Source organism: Paenibacillus anseongensis (assembly GCF_009757995.1).
In the GTDB taxonomy this organism is placed as follows: Bacteria; Bacillota; Bacilli; order Paenibacillales; family NBRC-103111; genus Paenibacillus_E; species Paenibacillus_E chondroitinus.
In genome coordinates, this window is record NZ_WSEM01000042.1 from 1 (window position 1) to 14,313 (window position 14,313).

21 protein-coding genes are annotated in these 14,313 nt (G+C 43.2%); 2 read left to right on the top strand and 19 right to left on the bottom strand.

From position 1 onward, the window contains the following. Positions 1 to 292 precede the first annotated feature (292 nt). A complete protein-coding gene (locus GON05_RS38350; RefSeq protein ID WP_090826664.1) occupies positions 293 to 523 on the bottom strand; it encodes a hypothetical protein in 231 nt (76 codons plus the stop codon). A gap of 156 nt (positions 524 to 679) precedes the next feature. Continuing rightward, a complete protein-coding gene (locus GON05_RS38355; protein ID WP_157326737.1) occupies positions 680 to 1,291 on the bottom strand; it encodes a stage II sporulation protein M in 612 nt (203 codons plus the stop codon). A 111-nt stretch (positions 1,292 to 1,402) separates the two neighbouring features. Here GON05_RS38355 and pdaB point away from each other — a divergent pair, with 111 nt between their 5' ends. Continuing rightward, on the top strand, positions 1,403 to 2,185 hold the full coding sequence (pdaB, locus tag GON05_RS38360) for a polysaccharide deacetylase family sporulation protein PdaB (RefSeq protein WP_157326738.1): 783 nt from the start codon (positions 1,403 to 1,405) through the stop codon (positions 2,183 to 2,185). A gap of 26 nt (positions 2,186 to 2,211) precedes the next feature. Here the strand turns inward: pdaB and GON05_RS38365 are convergent, their stop codons facing one another. Continuing rightward, a complete protein-coding gene (locus tag GON05_RS38365) occupies positions 2,212 to 2,808 on the bottom strand; it encodes a KinB-signaling pathway activation protein (protein WP_181646410.1) in 597 nt (198 codons plus the stop codon). Between the two features lie 159 nt (positions 2,809 to 2,967). Between GON05_RS38365 and gerD the strand changes: the two genes are divergently transcribed. Continuing rightward, positions 2,968 to 3,717 (top strand): spore germination lipoprotein GerD, encoded by a 750-nt coding sequence (gerD, locus tag GON05_RS38370; RefSeq protein WP_157326739.1) that lies wholly within the window; start codon positions 2,968 to 2,970, stop codon positions 3,715 to 3,717. A 47-nt stretch (positions 3,718 to 3,764) separates the two neighbouring features. On the opposite strand, the gene GON05_RS38375 is transcribed toward gerD, so the two are convergent. From GON05_RS38375 to GON05_RS38450, 16 genes are all read right to left on the bottom strand, one after another. Further along, positions 3,765 to 4,871: an Mrp/NBP35 family ATP-binding protein gene (locus tag GON05_RS38375; RefSeq protein ID WP_157326740.1), complete on the bottom strand. Its 1,107-nt coding sequence runs from the start codon at positions 4,869 to 4,871 to the stop codon at positions 3,765 to 3,767. A 57-nt stretch (positions 4,872 to 4,928) separates the two neighbouring features. Next, positions 4,929 to 5,690 (bottom strand): N-acetylmuramoyl-L-alanine amidase CwlD, encoded by a 762-nt coding sequence (cwlD, locus tag GON05_RS38380; RefSeq protein ID WP_157326741.1) that lies wholly within the window; start codon positions 5,688 to 5,690, stop codon positions 4,929 to 4,931. A gap of 71 nt (positions 5,691 to 5,761) precedes the next feature. Continuing rightward, the gene (sat, locus tag GON05_RS38385; protein ID WP_157326742.1) at positions 5,762 to 6,934 is read right to left on the bottom strand and encodes a sulfate adenylyltransferase; all 1,173 of its coding nucleotides are present in this window, start codon (positions 6,932 to 6,934) and stop codon (positions 5,762 to 5,764) included. A 30-nt stretch (positions 6,935 to 6,964) separates the two neighbouring features. Beyond that, entirely contained in the window at positions 6,965 to 7,657 is a 693-nt protein-coding gene (locus tag GON05_RS38390; RefSeq protein WP_127457524.1) for a phosphoadenylyl-sulfate reductase, read from the bottom strand. Between the two features lie 264 nt (positions 7,658 to 7,921). Then, the gene (gene rpsI, locus GON05_RS38395; RefSeq protein WP_090826682.1) at positions 7,922 to 8,314 is read right to left on the bottom strand and encodes a 30S ribosomal protein S9; all 393 of its coding nucleotides are present in this window, start codon (positions 8,312 to 8,314) and stop codon (positions 7,922 to 7,924) included. Positions 8,315 to 8,332: 18 nt separating this feature from the next. Continuing rightward, entirely contained in the window at positions 8,333 to 8,770 is a 438-nt protein-coding gene (gene rplM / locus GON05_RS38400) for a 50S ribosomal protein L13 (protein WP_127457525.1), read from the bottom strand. Positions 8,771 to 8,942: 172 nt separating this feature from the next. Further along, positions 8,943 to 9,704, bottom strand: a complete 762-nt coding sequence (truA, locus tag GON05_RS38405; RefSeq protein WP_157326743.1) for a tRNA pseudouridine(38-40) synthase TruA — start codon at positions 9,702 to 9,704, stop codon at positions 8,943 to 8,945. Positions 9,705 to 9,812: 108 nt separating this feature from the next. Beyond that, positions 9,813 to 10,178: a 50S ribosomal protein L17 gene (gene rplQ, locus GON05_RS38410; RefSeq protein ID WP_057304263.1), complete on the bottom strand. Its 366-nt coding sequence runs from the start codon at positions 10,176 to 10,178 to the stop codon at positions 9,813 to 9,815. Positions 10,179 to 10,202: 24 nt separating this feature from the next. After that, positions 10,203 to 11,147, bottom strand: coding sequence for a DNA-directed RNA polymerase subunit alpha (locus GON05_RS38415; RefSeq protein WP_029196443.1), 945 nt, complete (start codon positions 11,145 to 11,147; stop codon positions 10,203 to 10,205). A gap of 126 nt (positions 11,148 to 11,273) precedes the next feature. After that, entirely contained in the window at positions 11,274 to 11,669 is a 396-nt protein-coding gene (gene rpsK, locus GON05_RS38420) for a 30S ribosomal protein S11 (protein ID WP_028557470.1), read from the bottom strand. 18 nt (positions 11,670 to 11,687) lie between these two features. Continuing rightward, entirely contained in the window at positions 11,688 to 12,056 is a 369-nt protein-coding gene (gene rpsM, locus GON05_RS38425) for a 30S ribosomal protein S13 (protein ID WP_145669519.1), read from the bottom strand. 19 nt (positions 12,057 to 12,075) lie between these two features. Then, a complete protein-coding gene (gene rpmJ, locus GON05_RS38430) occupies positions 12,076 to 12,189 on the bottom strand; it encodes a 50S ribosomal protein L36 (protein ID WP_029196444.1) in 114 nt (37 codons plus the stop codon). Positions 12,190 to 12,296: 107 nt separating this feature from the next. Next, the gene (gene infA, locus GON05_RS38435) at positions 12,297 to 12,515 is read right to left on the bottom strand and encodes a translation initiation factor IF-1 (protein WP_009676800.1); all 219 of its coding nucleotides are present in this window, start codon (positions 12,513 to 12,515) and stop codon (positions 12,297 to 12,299) included. Between the two features lie 2 nt (positions 12,516 to 12,517). Next, a complete protein-coding gene (locus tag GON05_RS38440; RefSeq protein ID WP_157326744.1) occupies positions 12,518 to 12,823 on the bottom strand; it encodes a KOW domain-containing RNA-binding protein in 306 nt (101 codons plus the stop codon). A 10-nt stretch (positions 12,824 to 12,833) separates the two neighbouring features. Beyond that, the gene (map, locus tag GON05_RS38445; protein ID WP_157326745.1) at positions 12,834 to 13,586 is read right to left on the bottom strand and encodes a type I methionyl aminopeptidase; all 753 of its coding nucleotides are present in this window, start codon (positions 13,584 to 13,586) and stop codon (positions 12,834 to 12,836) included. Next, positions 13,586 to 14,236, bottom strand: a complete 651-nt coding sequence (locus GON05_RS38450; protein WP_127457530.1) for an adenylate kinase — start codon at positions 14,234 to 14,236, stop codon at positions 13,586 to 13,588. Before GON05_RS38450 ends, map begins: the two co-directional genes overlap by 1 nt. Between the last annotated feature and the right edge of the window lie 77 nt (positions 14,237 to 14,313).

Genomic DNA, 14,313 nt, shown 5'->3' on the forward strand with positions numbered 1-14,313 from the left:
AAGCTGAATAGCTCAATTGACTTGCTAGCGAGATTTTACAATCTCATTTATAGTCGATTACTCGACTGTGCTTACTCACTCGTTGTTCAGTTTTCAAAGATCAATTTCTTCCGTTTATCACCACCGCTGTTTAGCGGCGACTTTTTAAATATACCACATTCGCCCGAAACATTGCAAGTCTTTTTTTGAAACAACTTTTCGAGTCATTTAAAGCCAGCTTGCTTGTCCTTATTTTTCAAGGGGCGAGATATAAAGTACCACATAAGGAGAGGGTAAGTCAAGAACATACCCCCTATTTTTTTTGAGCCTGGTAGTTGCGGTTTCTTGCATATTTCGAAATTTCTTTGGGAGTCGCTAAACGAGCATACATCCTGAAGATAACTTTATATCTGGATTCTATGGCCCCTTTAATTTCTTGATCGATTCGTTTGTCGTTCAAATCAAATAACATTTCATCTAACTCTTTACGTAATACGTAATCTAACTCTCTGCATTCCCGATCATTGAACAAAAATCCGAGCATACATCCACCCAAACCCCTCTCGACTGTAGAGATTAATGGCACTAACAGTAGAGTCGAAAGAAGCGGCCAACTAAAACCCTCGTTTGCCCGCCACCCTACTGCTTTACTGTTATGCTCAGATTTTGCCATTTTTATGACAAGCTTCCTGAAAAATTTTTACAGATGAACCAACCAGTAGGTGAGCGTACTTTCAATGATTGCCGCCAGCAACAAAAGAACAACGATTACAACACTAAGAGGTTTGGTTAAGGTTAGTACTTTCTTAAGTTCTGGAATAGCCGTTCTATTGGCAGCAGGAATAAATATTTGCGCTGCGCTTTTCCAGACCAACATGCCTATTTTAAGTCCATAAGCACAGGCAAGAAGTATAACTGGGATTTCGATGATACCATGCGGAAGAATCCCTTTGAGCACAATAGCTAGTGTACTCTCATGTGTTTGCAGCGATAGAACATACCCTAATATCATGCCGTTTGCAACCAACATGAAGAGCGGCAGCACACCCAAAGGAAGCCCAAGAAAAATAATGGCCACAGATTTGATGGCATTATTCAGGAAGATAATAAAGAAAAACCATATTTGCGGATTGTCTTTCTTACTGAGCGATTGACTTATCGTCTTAATTCCTTCTAGCTGATCTTTTAAAAAGTGTGAAAATTGATCTGAGTTTGCCCAGCCCAAATAGAAACTGACGCCAAACACTAAAACAACGACGATGAAATAGTGCTTCATTTCTTTAAAATGCTGCAATAAAGGTTTAAATGTCATTTCTCTTTCCTCCAATTTCGGAAGCATAAGTACTGTGTACGAGCATACATTATTTATCAAAGAGTATACAAGCCTTACCCGTTGTAAGGCATGAGGAGGTATAGGCTGTAAATGAACTATTTTTTTGTACTAAATGCCAGGAAATTCAAGCAATATGTATTTATTGCTCTTGCCATCGTATTCGCAGCAGCTATTGTCTATTCGGAGCAAAGCAATGTGTCTGTCTTTTCTAATGCTGAGCCTTCGGCGATTTATAGTGTACAGACAGAGAAAAAGGTTATTGCATTAACCTTCGATATTTCCTGGGGAGAGAAACGAGCTGAGCCCATTCTGAACATTCTTAAGGATAAAGGGGTAAAGGACGCAACTTTCTTCCTCTCCTCGCCTTGGAGTAAAACTCACCCAGAAATCGTAGAACAAATTAAGAAAGATGGCTTCGAAATCGGCAGTCACGGTAATAAGCATGATAATTACAGCACACTTAGCGATGAAGAAATACGCAAACAAATAACGACAGCTCATGGTATATTGACGGAATTAATCGGAAAAGAGCCCAATCTGATCCGATTGCCCAATGGGGATTTCGACAAACGTGTGCTACGAATCGCTAACGATCTAGGTTATTCCGTTATTCAATGGGATACCGATTCGCAAGACTGGCTCAACAAAGGCGTGGATACGATTATAAACCGCGTTATTACTAAGGCTCATCCAGGAGACATTGTTTTGCTGCATGCCAGTGATTCTTCCCAACAAACCCATGAAGCCTTACCCGTTATTATTGATCAATTGAGATCCAAAGGTTATGAATTCGTTACAGTTAGTGAACTAATAAAACAAACTGAGGTACAAACAACCCCCGTCGAAGACAGAACGATGAAACAACTCAATTAATTTCCGCAAAAAAAGAGCTAATTGAATTAGCTCTTTTTGTTATCTAATATTTTATGTAAAATTAGAATTTGCCATGCATTACAAACCAATAGTGGAGCTAACATAAACAAGCTCGAAGCAGCATTGTCTAATTTAAGCGCAGGAACGGCTTCAAGCACGGATACAGCGCACATAAAGAATAAGGTCGGAATAAAGGCGTTTCGATTCGTCATTTTGACTTTCCAGTAAGCAACTCCCAAAGAAATTATCAGTATGATCAGTGGCAATATAGAGTAACTTAATACGGAATCATTTCCTTCAAAATTGGCCATTCTGAGATACACAAGGTCAATCAGCACGACGATGACAATCGTTAGTTGTAAAAGATCCCACACCGTCTTGGATTTAATAATCCCCGCGGCAATAAATCTGACGATCAGATAAGCGAAAAAGCCCATTTGACTTAGGACGCTAATCGTCGCTCCCCCAAGCAGCATATTTACCACATTGAAGCCTACAGCCGACAACCCCATCACAGAAAATTCTTTATCGGAAAATTGTAAAATTAGCCCGATTCCTATAGAGACAATCATTCCTAATAATAGTGTTGTCCAAAATAAATGAAACCATTTGCGAAGCGTCACGTGCATTCCCTCCATCATAGACTCTAATTGTTAATTGTACCAACGATTGAGATAAAAAGCCAATGATTTGCCCTTATAATCTATCCCTAACCACGCATACTAACATTACTTAGCTAGGGAAGGGAGCTTTTTCTCATGATAATAAGAAGGTTAAGCCCAATGATGGTCCTGCCGCTCATTACTATTGCTTTACTTCTTTCTTCGTGCGGGACTGACAAATCATCGCAGGGTCAATCACAAGCGGGTACGTATAAAGAACAAAAGACCATGATTCTTGATATTCTAAAGTCAGAAGACGGTAAAAAAGCAATTAGCGCGGCTAATCGCAGCATCATGAATGGTGATGTTGGTGCGACAGGTGTAGCTGGCCAGTCTCAGATCAAACTACTCTCAGCCAACGAATCATTGCAGCTACAAATGGCTGTCAAAGATGTTTTAACAGCAAAAGAAAATAACATGTTTCTCACAGATATGATGAAGGATCCAAAATTTGCAGGAGATTTTGCAAAAGCCATTCAAAAAGAGACAAAACAAATGTTTAAAGAACTATTAAAAGATCCTGAATATCAAAAGTCACTTGTTGATGTGATGAAAAACCCTGACTACGAGAAAATGATGCTCGATGTCATGAAAACCGCAGCTTATCGCCAGCAAATGATGACCGTGATGGAAGAGTCGATTCAGAGCCCTCTTTTCCGCGCACATATGGTCGATTTGCTTAAATCCGCTATTGCTCAGCAGAGCAAGCCTGATCAAATGCCTACGGCAAAAGCCGCTCAAAAGAAAGATGAAAGTGGCGGGGATAGTAAAGATAAAGGCAGTGGAGACGATAAACAAAAGGATGAAAAAAGCGACTCTGAAGATACCGAGAAGAAGAAGAAAGAATCCGGTTCATCCGATTCGCAATAGGACACGAAAAAGGGCTAACGGAGAGGTTCTCCGCCAGCCCTTTTCTATTACTTTTCTAATTTAGCGATGATATTCGCGGCCACTTCCAGATAGATTTGACCTGTTTTGGACTCTTGTTTATACACCGACGGTGAATAATCAATTTCTGAAATGTGATTATCAGGAGCTCCAAGCGGAATCTGAGCTAATAATTCACTATGTAAGTCATCCGCAAGTCTAGCTCCGCCGCCTTTTCCAAATACGTAATCCTTGCTGCCGCAATCTTTGCACTCATAGTAGGACATATTTTCAACAATCCCTAACACTTCATGGTTTGTTTGAATCGCCATTGCGCCAGCTCTAGCCGCTACGAAAGCTGCAGTTGCATGCGGTGTAGTCACGATCACTTCTTTACTTTGTGGAATTAGCTGATGCACATCAAGTGCAACATCCCCTGTGCCTGGAGGAAGATCTAGAAGGATATACTCCACATCCCCCCAGTTCACTTCGTTAAAGAAGTTCCGCAGCATCTTACCCAGCATCGGCCCGCGCCAAATAACGGGTGCATTATCTTGAACAAAGAAACCCATAGAAATAACTTTGACACCGAATTTCTCTACTGGCAGGATGACATTATCAACGAGCTTAGGCTGTTCTTCAATGCCCATCATATCCGGGATGCTAAAGCCGTAAATATCTGCATCGATGATGCCTACTTTTTTCCCTTGGCGTGCTAACGCAACAGCTAGATTCACCGTTACCGTCGATTTACCTACGCCCCCTTTACCACTGGCCACAGCAATAAACTGTACCTTGGACGCTTCACCCAATATGGGTTGATCGATAGGAGGTTGTACGGGTTTGGTGTCCTTAGTGCTATCTGAAGCGCTTGAAGTTGGTTTATGTAGCTCTTCAATCTGATTTCGTTCATAGTCCGTCATCAATCTAAATCGAATATGAACCTGCTCTGCTCCAAGTTGTTCTATAGCTTCACGAATAAAGTTCTTCGCCGTGTCTTTATAAGCTTCATCTTCCGTTGCAACGATCAAACTTAGCGAGACACTTTCTTCTTTTATTAAAATATCCCGAACCAAATTCAGCTCGACAACACTTTGGTTATATCGAGGCTCTTGCAGAGGTTTTAAAGCTTCTAATAGCTGCTCTTTATTTATCATAGCCACTCACCTTTATTAAGAGATCGTAATTATATTAGTGGCCTTTATTATAACACATTATGATTCAGAACCCACTTTCTCACCGGCATAAAATCTAAGAACACCCTGATAAATGGCTGCGGCAACCATTTTCTGATATTTCTCATCAGCAAGAAGTCTTGCTTCATCCGGATTAGAAAGGAACCCTACTTCTACGAGTGCACTCGGAATTTTTAATGTTTTTAGCAAATACACCGTTTTGTCTGCAGGCTTGGCGACACGATCAGTATTTTCCAAATTTCTTTTTAATTCGAGTTGAATTAGCGCAGCAAGGTTGGAGTTATTAGGGTTATTCGTATAGTAGAACGTTTGTGCGCCTTTCCACTTAGGTGAAGGAATACTGTTCAAATGAACGCTGAGGAACATATCGGCATTTTTCTCATTTATCATATCCGCTCGATTGTGGAGATCTTCTGTTTTTCGTTTACTGTACCCTTTGGTACCTGGGTCTGCTAGATCTGTATCCGTTTCTCTGGTCATTACAACGAGCGCCCCTGCTTGCTGTAAATAATCACGCAATTGCAAAGTAATGGCTAGATTGATATCTTTCTCAATCACACCTTCTTTGCTCGAAGCACCGCCGTCCGGCCCACCATGCCCGGCATCCAGCGCGATGGTTTTACCCGATAACGGTAATGTCCAGTCTGACCAGGTTTTCGTCGCCGGAAGCTCATAGGCATAGATAAAAACCACAAGCGCTACCAGTAAAGTCGAAAGTGCTAGCTTGAGGCTGCTGTGAAAAGTCAGCCAGACAACCAACCGCTTCTTCCTTTTACGCATAAAAAATCCACCTCTGTTCCCCATAGACTCTGTATCATCTATATGGGACAGGGTGGACAAATATACCTTGCTTACACGTGATAATCAGGGTCGCGAAGCCCTTCAATTAAAACTTGAGCAACCTCTTGACGAGTAAACTCCGGCGGTGGGCACTGTCCATCTCTAAGAAGGCCGCGTACCTTCGTACCCGAGAGGTGCATGTGGTATGACTTATCATGTGGACAGGTTTTACTGGACGCCATGTTACCGCATTTGGTGCAGAAGAAGCTGTGCTCAAAGAATAGAGGAGTGATCCCCAATTCATCTGTCGTAAACCCGCTGAAAATCTCTTGCGCCTCATACGTACCGTAGTAGTCGCCTACGCCCGCGTGGTCGCGTCCAACGATAAAATGAGTGCAACCATAGTTTCTACGCACTATAGCGTGCAGAATCGCCTCACGGGGCCCTGCATAGCGCATAGCGGCCGGATAAACGCCAAGATGCGTACGATTCTTTGGATAATAGTTCTCGAGGAGAACTAGATAGCTTTTCATCCGAACATCAGCAGAAATGTCATCAGACTTCGTTTCACCAACAAGCGGGTTGAGAAATAAAGCATCCACGATCTCCATCGCAGATTTCTGAATGTATTCATGCGCACGATGGACCGGATTACGCGTTTGGAAACCAACAACGGTTTTCCAGCCCTTTTCCGCAAAAATACGACGCGTCTCCGATGGATCATAGTAGAACTCTTCAAACTTCTTCGGCTTAGGACGATTCAGCATCTGGATCGGTCCACCGATATTGGTAGAGGATCTAGAAAAGAGCTTATCTACTCCTGGATGTGCCATATCAACGGTTTTAAAAACTTTAACAGCTTCATTCATTTGGTCGACTTTGTAGATACTAGTCGTGTCTAAGATAGCATATGGTACACCATCTTCCTCGCCGACAAGCGCAACCTGCTCACCAATAGAGATGGTAGCAGCAATGTCAGGAGGAATGGACAATGTAATTGGAATACTCCAAACCGTCCCATCTGTTAAACGCATAGTTTCTACAACCGTATTGTAATTTGCTTCATCAAGAAAACCGATTAGAGGGGAGAACGCACCTACTGCAATAAGATCAAGGTCAGAAATGGTCCATGAGTTTACACGAATTTGTTTCAAGGAAGCCGCGACTTTGAGAAATTCTTCTCTATGCTCTGCCGGTACCAAGCGGTTGATTAATTCGCCACCATGTGGTTTGATCCTCGTCATTGACGTAGTCCCCCCATCATCCCGCCATTCTTATTTATGGAGACCGCATTCCGTTTTCTCCGTATTCGCCCAACGGCCTGCGCGTGGATCTTCTCCTTCTGCTACTTGACGTGTGCAATGCGTGCAGCCAATGCTGGGATAGTTACGATCATGCAGCGGGTTATAAATTACATTATTCTCACGAATGTAATTCCATACATCTTCCGACGTCCAGTTAGCCAACGGATTGAATTTAATCAAACCAAATTTCACATCATATTCTACTTTTTTTGCATTTGCACGAGTTGGAGCTTGATCGCGGCGGATTCCCGTAATCCATGCATCGTAGTTTTTTAGAATATCTGTAAGCGGATCGACCTTACGAATGTTGCAGCACTGATTTGCATCGCTTTTCCAAAGCTCGTCGCCAAATTTCTCAGCTTGCTCTTCAAGCGTTAATTTCGGCAGTACTTGAACGAATTTCGTTCCGTAATGCTGCTCAAGACGATCCCTAGTTTCATAAGTTTCTGGAAAATGAACATTCGTATCCAAGTAGAAGATATCTACGTTCGGATTAATCTTTTGAAGCATATCAACAAGCACAACATCTTCCGCTCCAAAGCTACATGCAAGTGTTAAACTAGGGAATTTTTCGACAGCTAATCTCAAAACAGCTTCAGCGGGCTGATTTTCAAATTCTTCAGCGGCTTTAGTAACAAAGGCTTCTTTTTCGAAAAGATTCATTGGTACGTTACCTCCATTTTTAATTCCGAGTTATATTGTATGATTTATATTTAATTATAGCTGAGTTATTCTTCCTGTCAATGACTTATCATCATTTTGGTATTAACTTTACCTTATTTACACACTTATATATATTCAAAACGGTAAAAATGGCGCGTATTGAGAATACTTTTCAACGAAAAAGATAAAAACCTACGTAATGACAAAAAAACCTCCCCAGCAAGCTGCCAGGAAGGTTTCTTTCGAGCGCCGAAGCGCAAGATCTTAACGTTTGGAGAATTGAGGAGCGCGACGAGCGGCTTTCAATCCATATTTTTTACGCTCTTTCATACGGGAATCACGTGTTAGGAATCCAGCTTTTTTCAAGGATCCACGGTATTCAGGATCAGCTTTCAACAAAGCACGGGAGATACCGTGACGGATTGCTCCAGCTTGTCCGCTGATTCCACCACCATTAGCAAGAACCAAAACGTCGTATTTACCGACAGTTTCTGTCAATGCCAAAGGTTGTTTAACGATAAGTTTCAAAGTTTCTAGACCGAAATACTCATCTAGATCACGTTTGTTGATAATGATGCGTCCTTCACCCGGTACTAGGCGCACACGCGCTACCGAATGTTTACGACGACCCGTTCCATAATATTGAACTTGTGCCACGAAACGTTCCTCCTTATATTAACCGCGAAGATTCCAAACTTCTGGTTGTTGTGCTAGATGTGGGTGTTCTGCTCCACCGTATACTTTAAGCTTTGTTTTCAAGCTGTCGCCAAGACGGTTTTTAGGAAGCATACCGTGTACAGCGAATTCGATCATACGGTCAGGTTTGCTGTTAAGCAAGTCCTGAGCGGAAGTCACTTTCAAACCACCTTGGTATAAAGAGTGACGGTAGTACATTTTGTTTTGCATTTTTTTACCAGTAAGCTTAATTTGGGAAGCATTGATAACAACTACGAAATCACCAGTATCTACGTGTGGAGTGAACTCCGGTTTGTGCTTACCGCGGATAATGCTAGCAACTTCACTTGCAAGACGGCCAAGTGTTTGGCCTGCAGCGTCAACAATGTACCATTTACGCTCTACTTCATTTGGCTTCGCCATATATGTCGTGCGCATGCTGAATCCTCCTAAAAATATATCTCAAATACATATTTATTATAGTTAACTTACATAATCGATGGATGGTTGTGGCAGCTGCGGATCAGGGGCTGTGGGATAGCCGATCACGAAACGCCAAGTTATATTCTACACGAAACCTAGTGAAGAAGCAAGAAAAGTTTCAAGTTTTTTAATACTCTACTTTCCACAACATTAACCCCATCGCTTCGGCAGTAGGCCCTGCTTCAGCCCGGTTTCTGGCCTCAAGAATGCGCTGCATATCGCTGCTAGGTCTCTTACCTTCGCCAATCTGAATTAACGTTCCTACAATGATCCTAACCATGTTATAAAGGAAGCCGTTCCCCGTCACAATGATCCGAATCCTTTCAACCTGACCCCCACCGGTAAACTCGTCGGTTTCAAGCACCATACGAGCCTCGTAGAGGGTTCTCACCTTTACTTCCTTATCCGTTCTCACCGTGCAAAACGAAGTGAAATCATGCTCTCCTAGCAAACAAGGGAGCGCCTCACTCATGGCTTCCACGTTTAAATGCGTAGGGTGATGGTATTCATAATTGCGGTGAAAGACATCAGGGAAGCGCACCGAACGAATCGTGTAACAGTAAGTTTTGCGTTTCGCGGCTTTGCGGGAGTGAAAAGATGGGGGGACCTCCTCCGCCGTATGAGCGACGATGTCCTTGGGTAGTCTAGCGTTTAGAGCTAAACACCAACGTTCCACAGGTATCTTGGAATTCGTGGTAAAATTAATAACTTGCGCTTTGGCGTGAACACCCGCATCAGTGCGCCCCGAGGAGGCCACTTTCACTTGCTCACCAGTCAACAGATAAACAGCCTGTTCTAACCGCTGCTGGATGGTATCCGCATTGGGTTGAATCTGAAAGCCTGAGTATGCTGTGCCATCATAACTTATGGTAAACCGTAGATTTCTCAAGGCTTGTTCCTCCATGAGTCATCCTTCCTACCGTATAGGTCAGGTAAAAGACTGCAAAAAAAGGGCTTCACCAGAATCTATGATTCCGTCCACCCTTTCCCATCCGTCTTATGCGCGATCTACTAGCTCTAGGTATACCATTGGTGCTGCGTCACCGCGGCGTGGTCCCAGTTTAAGGATACGCGTGTATCCACCTGGACGCTCGGAGTAACGAGTAGCCAAATCGGAGAAAAGTTTTTGAATCGCATCTTGGTTTTCGTTTGCAGCCTCTCTACGAACAAAAGCAGCAACCTGACGGCGTGCATGAAGATCTCCGCGTTTCGCAAGAGTGATTAACTTCTCAGCGATGGAACGAATTTCTTTTGCTTTTGCTTCTGTAGTTTGAATGCGTTCATGTATGAACAAATCTGTAACCAGATCACGGAACAATGCTTTACGATTACTGGAATCGCGGTTCAACTTCCTGTAGTTCATTGAATTAACCTCCTTCTGACAAGACTATTCCTCGGTACGAAGACCCAAACCAAGCTCTTCGAGCTTTTCTTGAACTTCTTCAAGCGATTTGCGACCTAAGTTCCGAACTTTCATCATGTCTTCTTCTGTTTTGGTAATTAGCTCTTGTACGGTGTTAATCCCTGCACGCTTGAGGCAGTTGTAAGAACGAACAGATAGATCCAGCTCTTCAATAGTCATCTCCAGAACTTTCTCTTTCTTATCTTCTTCTTTCTCCACCATAATCTCAGCATCTTTGGCTTCGTCCGTCAAACCGACGAACAAGTTCAGATGTTCAGTTAAGATTTTGGCGCCCAAGCTTACTGCTTCTTCTGGTCTAATACTTCCATCGGTCCACACTTCGAGGGTCAACTTATCATAGTTCGTCACTTGGCCGACGCGAGTATTCTCGATACTGTAATTTACTCGGGTAATAGGCGTGTAGATCGAATCAATCGGAATCACACCAATTGGTTGCTCTTCATGCTTATTTTTATCCGATTGGACGTAACCGCGTCCTCTGCCCGCATGAATCCTCATGTGAAGACGCGCATCCGGAGATAAGGTTGCAATATGCAGATCCGGGTTAAGAATCTCCACATCGCTATCACCGCGAATATCTGCCGCAGTAATATTACCTTCTCCTTCTGCATCAATTTCAAGCACTTTCTCCTCATCGGAGTGAATTTTCAACGAAAGTCCTTTAAGATTAAGGATAATTTCCGTTACATCCTCAAGCACGCCAGGAATCGTTGAAAACTCATGCAAAACGCCATCGATTTGGACAGAGGTTACTGCAGCCCCGGGTAAAGAGGACAGTAAGATACGACGTAGTGAGTTACCTAATGTTGTACCATAGCCACGCTCCAAAGGCTCTATGATAAATCTTCCATAAGCGCCGTCTTCACTCAATGCTACAGTTTCGATTTTTGGCTTTTCGATTTCGATCATGAAATGTACCCTCCATTCAATACGTCGTTTCCCTCTGGATACTTCGCTTCAAAATTTCATAGTATGCCTATCCTTCAAACCATTATTCACGTTTTTAAGATAATTATACTACAAAGTAATCCTGAATTATACGCGACGACGTTTTGGAGGACGGCAGCCATTGTGAGGAACCGGAGTCACGTCTTTAATCAGGTTTACTTCAAGACCTGCTGCTTGCAAAGAGCGGATTGCTGCTTCGCGGCCAGCGCCTGGACCTTTAACCATAACTTCAACAGTTTTCAAGCCGTGCTCCATAGCTGCTTTAGCTGCTTTTTCAGCTGCCATTTGTGCCGCAAAAGGTGTACTTTTACGGGAACCTTTGAATCCAAGGTTTCCTGAAGATGCCCAGGAAATTGCGTTGCCATGAGGATCCGTGATCGTTACGATCGTATTGTTAAATGTTGAACGGATGTGTGCAACTCCGGACTCAATATTTTTACGGTCACGACGTTTCGTACGGACTACTTTTTTAGGTTTTGCCATTAGCTCTAACCCCCTTTATTATTTCTTCTTATTAGCTACTGTACGACGAGGACCTTTACGTGTACGAGCATTAGTTTTAGTACGTTGACCACGAACAGGAAGACCACGGCGGTGACGAAGACCACGGTAGGATCCGATTTCGATTAGACGTTTGATGTTCAGGGAAATCTCACGGCGAAGGTCGCCTTCTACTTTAAGGGTTTTGTCAATTACATCACGGATTTTGCTCACTTCATCTTCCGTCAGGTCGCGAACGCGAGTGCTGCCGTCAATACCTGTTGAAGCGATGATTTTCTGAGCAGTTGTAGTGCCGATACCGAAAATGTAAGTCAACGCGATTACTACTCGTTTGTCACGAGGTAAGTCAACTCCAGCTAAACGTGCCATCTACAGATTGCACCTCCTTTTAACCTTGTTTTTGTTTGTGCTTTGGATTTTCGCAAATTACCATAATGTTACCTTTACGGCGAATAACTTTGCATTTCTCGCAAATCGGTTTAACCGATGGTCTAACTTTCATTTCTAAGCCCTCCTTATCATCGTAAGCAACCATGTTGCGTTTTCTGTTAGAAAACTTGCTTCGTAAGCATACGCCTTGAGAGAGTAACTTACATGTAAGCCGAACATTTATTTAAAGCGGTAGGTTATACGGCCTCTCGTTAAATCATAAGGCGATAATTCTACGGTAACCTTGTCTCCAGGTAAAATGCGGATAAAGTGCATTCTGATTTTACCAGATACATGGGCTAGGATTTTATGACCATTTTCCAATTCAACCTTAAACATTGCATTCGGAAGAGGTTCAATCACTGTACCTTCTACTTCAATTACATCTTCTTTGGCCACAGTCATTCTCCTTTCTCTTGTGCTTCAACTTGCTTGAGTTCAACGAATTTGGCAATTGCGAAGCGCAACTTTCCATTAGTAACACGACCTGTTTCCCTAATGCTTGACTCCACTTCACTACTAATCGTTTCTTGTATTTGAAGATGATTCAGGTTCTTCTTCTTCGGCTGATCGAATTTCCGATGTACGCCGTCTGCAAGCCAGACAAAGCGATCATCGACAATGCCAATCACGACCGCATATTCTCCGGGGTCTCTACCGCGAAGCACCTTTACGATTTGACCCACCTTCGGCATCAACCTATCCATTCATCATCACCTACGATCTAGGCAAGGTTAATATTTCGTAACCAGAAGCCGTTATAGCAACCGTATGTTCAAAATGAGCGCATAATGTACGATCCGCGGTGACAACGGTCCAATCGTCTTCGAGTGTTTGGACGAATCTTTCGCCAACGACCACCATGGGTTCAATGGCTAGGACCATGCCTGGTTTGAGACGGGGACCTTTGTCAGGTACACCGTAATTCGGAATTTGTGGTTCTTCGTGAAGATCCGTTCCGATACCGTGACCGACATACTCTATAACCACGGAGAAGCCTGCGTCTTCAATACAAGTTTGGATTGCATGCGACAACGTGTAGAGTCTAGCATCCGGTTTAGCTTCTGCTATGCCTCGATACAGTGATTCTTCTGTCACGGCTAACAAACGTTTGGCTGTTTCAGATATCTCACCGACAGGATACGTCCAAGCAGAATCTCCATGATAACCTTTATACTGAGCGCCAATATCAATAGAGATAATATCGCCCTCAACCAGCTTTCTTGGACCAGGAATACCATGAACTAATTCTTCGTTGACTGAAGCACAAATGCTTCCAGGAAAACCGTTATAGCCTTTGAAAGATGGAATTGCTCCCTGACTGCGAATGTAATCCTCTGCGATCTGATCAAGTTCTTTCGTTGTAATGTTCGGACGAATTGCCCTTGCCAATAAGCGGTGCGTATCTGCTACGATACGACCTGCTTCTCGCATAAGGTCTAGTTCAACCTCGGACTTACAAATGATCATTACGCTAGACCTCGTAGCAGTGAACTAATTTGTTCGGTTACCGCATGAATGTCTTGTTCCCCGTTAACCTCACGCAATAATTCCCTCTTTTGGTAGTAATCCAGCAGCGGAGCGGTTTTGTTGATGTACTCATCCAAACGCGTTCCGACTTTCTCTTCCGTATCATCAGATCGTTGGTACAACTCACCTGAACACTTATCGCATACGCCATCTTGCTTTGGTGGGTTGAAGATTACATGATACGTAGCACCACAGGATTTACAAATTCTTCGGCCGGTTAGTCGTGCGAGCAAAAAGCTGCGATCAACGGAAAGATTGATTACTAATTCAATCTTCTTGCCTAAGGAATCTACAATTTCAGCCAAAGCATCTGCCTGAGCAACAGTTCTCGGGAACCCGTCAAGCAGGAAACCTTTATCGCAGTCCGGTTGAGCAAGACGCTCTCTTACAATACCGTTCGTGATTTCATCAGGAACAAGAAGCCCCTTATCCACATAACCCTTGGCTTCAACACCAAGTGGTGTTCCTTGGCTCATCGCCAAGCGAAACGCATCTCCAGTTGAGATATGAGGAATTTGAAATTCACTTACGATCTTTTCAGCTTGCGTACCTTTGCCTGCACCAGGAGGCCCCATAAAAATTACGTTCAACTTTAAATCCTCCCATCGCACTCGGCATTACGAACAGCACAATAGGTGCCGATGTCGCATAATTTGCCCCATCAGAA

Excerpts from the sequence above, each read along its gene's own strand:
- GON05_RS38350 (WP_090826664.1), bottom strand. The coding sequence starts at position 523 with ATGCTCGGATTTTTGTTCAATGATCGGGAATGCAGAGAGTTAGATTAC.
- GON05_RS38355 (WP_157326737.1), bottom strand. The coding sequence starts at position 1,291 with ATGACATTTAAACCTTTATTGCAGCATTTTAAAGAAATGAAGCACTAT.
- pdaB (WP_157326738.1), top strand. The coding sequence starts at position 1,403 with ATGAACTATTTTTTTGTACTAAATGCCAGGAAATTCAAGCAATATGTA.
- gerD (WP_157326739.1), top strand. The coding sequence starts at position 2,968 with ATGATGGTCCTGCCGCTCATTACTATTGCTTTACTTCTTTCTTCGTGC.
- GON05_RS38375 (WP_157326740.1), bottom strand. The coding sequence starts at position 4,871 with ATGATAAATAAAGAGCAGCTATTAGAAGCTTTAAAACCTCTGCAAGAG.
- cwlD (WP_157326741.1), bottom strand. The coding sequence starts at position 5,690 with ATGCGTAAAAGGAAGAAGCGGTTGGTTGTCTGGCTGACTTTTCACAGC.
- sat (WP_157326742.1), bottom strand. The coding sequence starts at position 6,934 with ATGACGAGGATCAAACCACATGGTGGCGAATTAATCAACCGCTTGGTA.
- GON05_RS38390 (WP_127457524.1), bottom strand. The coding sequence starts at position 7,657 with ATGAATCTTTTCGAAAAAGAAGCCTTTGTTACTAAAGCCGCTGAAGAA.
- rplM (WP_127457525.1), bottom strand. The coding sequence starts at position 8,770 with ATGCGCACGACATATATGGCGAAGCCAAATGAAGTAGAGCGTAAATGG.
- rplQ (WP_057304263.1), bottom strand. The coding sequence starts at position 10,178 with ATGAACTACAGGAAGTTGAACCGCGATTCCAGTAATCGTAAAGCATTG.
- GON05_RS38415 (WP_029196443.1), bottom strand. The coding sequence starts at position 11,147 with ATGATCGAAATCGAAAAGCCAAAAATCGAAACTGTAGCATTGAGTGAA.
- rpsK (WP_028557470.1), bottom strand. The coding sequence starts at position 11,669 with ATGGCAAAACCTAAAAAAGTAGTCCGTACGAAACGTCGTGACCGTAAA.
- rpsM (WP_145669519.1), bottom strand. The coding sequence starts at position 12,056 with ATGGCACGTTTAGCTGGAGTTGACTTACCTCGTGACAAACGAGTAGTA.
- rpmJ (WP_029196444.1), bottom strand. The coding sequence starts at position 12,189 with ATGAAAGTTAGACCATCGGTTAAACCGATTTGCGAGAAATGCAAAGTT.
- GON05_RS38440 (WP_157326744.1), bottom strand. The coding sequence starts at position 12,823 with ATGGATAGGTTGATGCCGAAGGTGGGTCAAATCGTAAAGGTGCTTCGC.
- map (WP_157326745.1), bottom strand. The coding sequence starts at position 13,586 with ATGATCATTTGTAAGTCCGAGGTTGAACTAGACCTTATGCGAGAAGCA.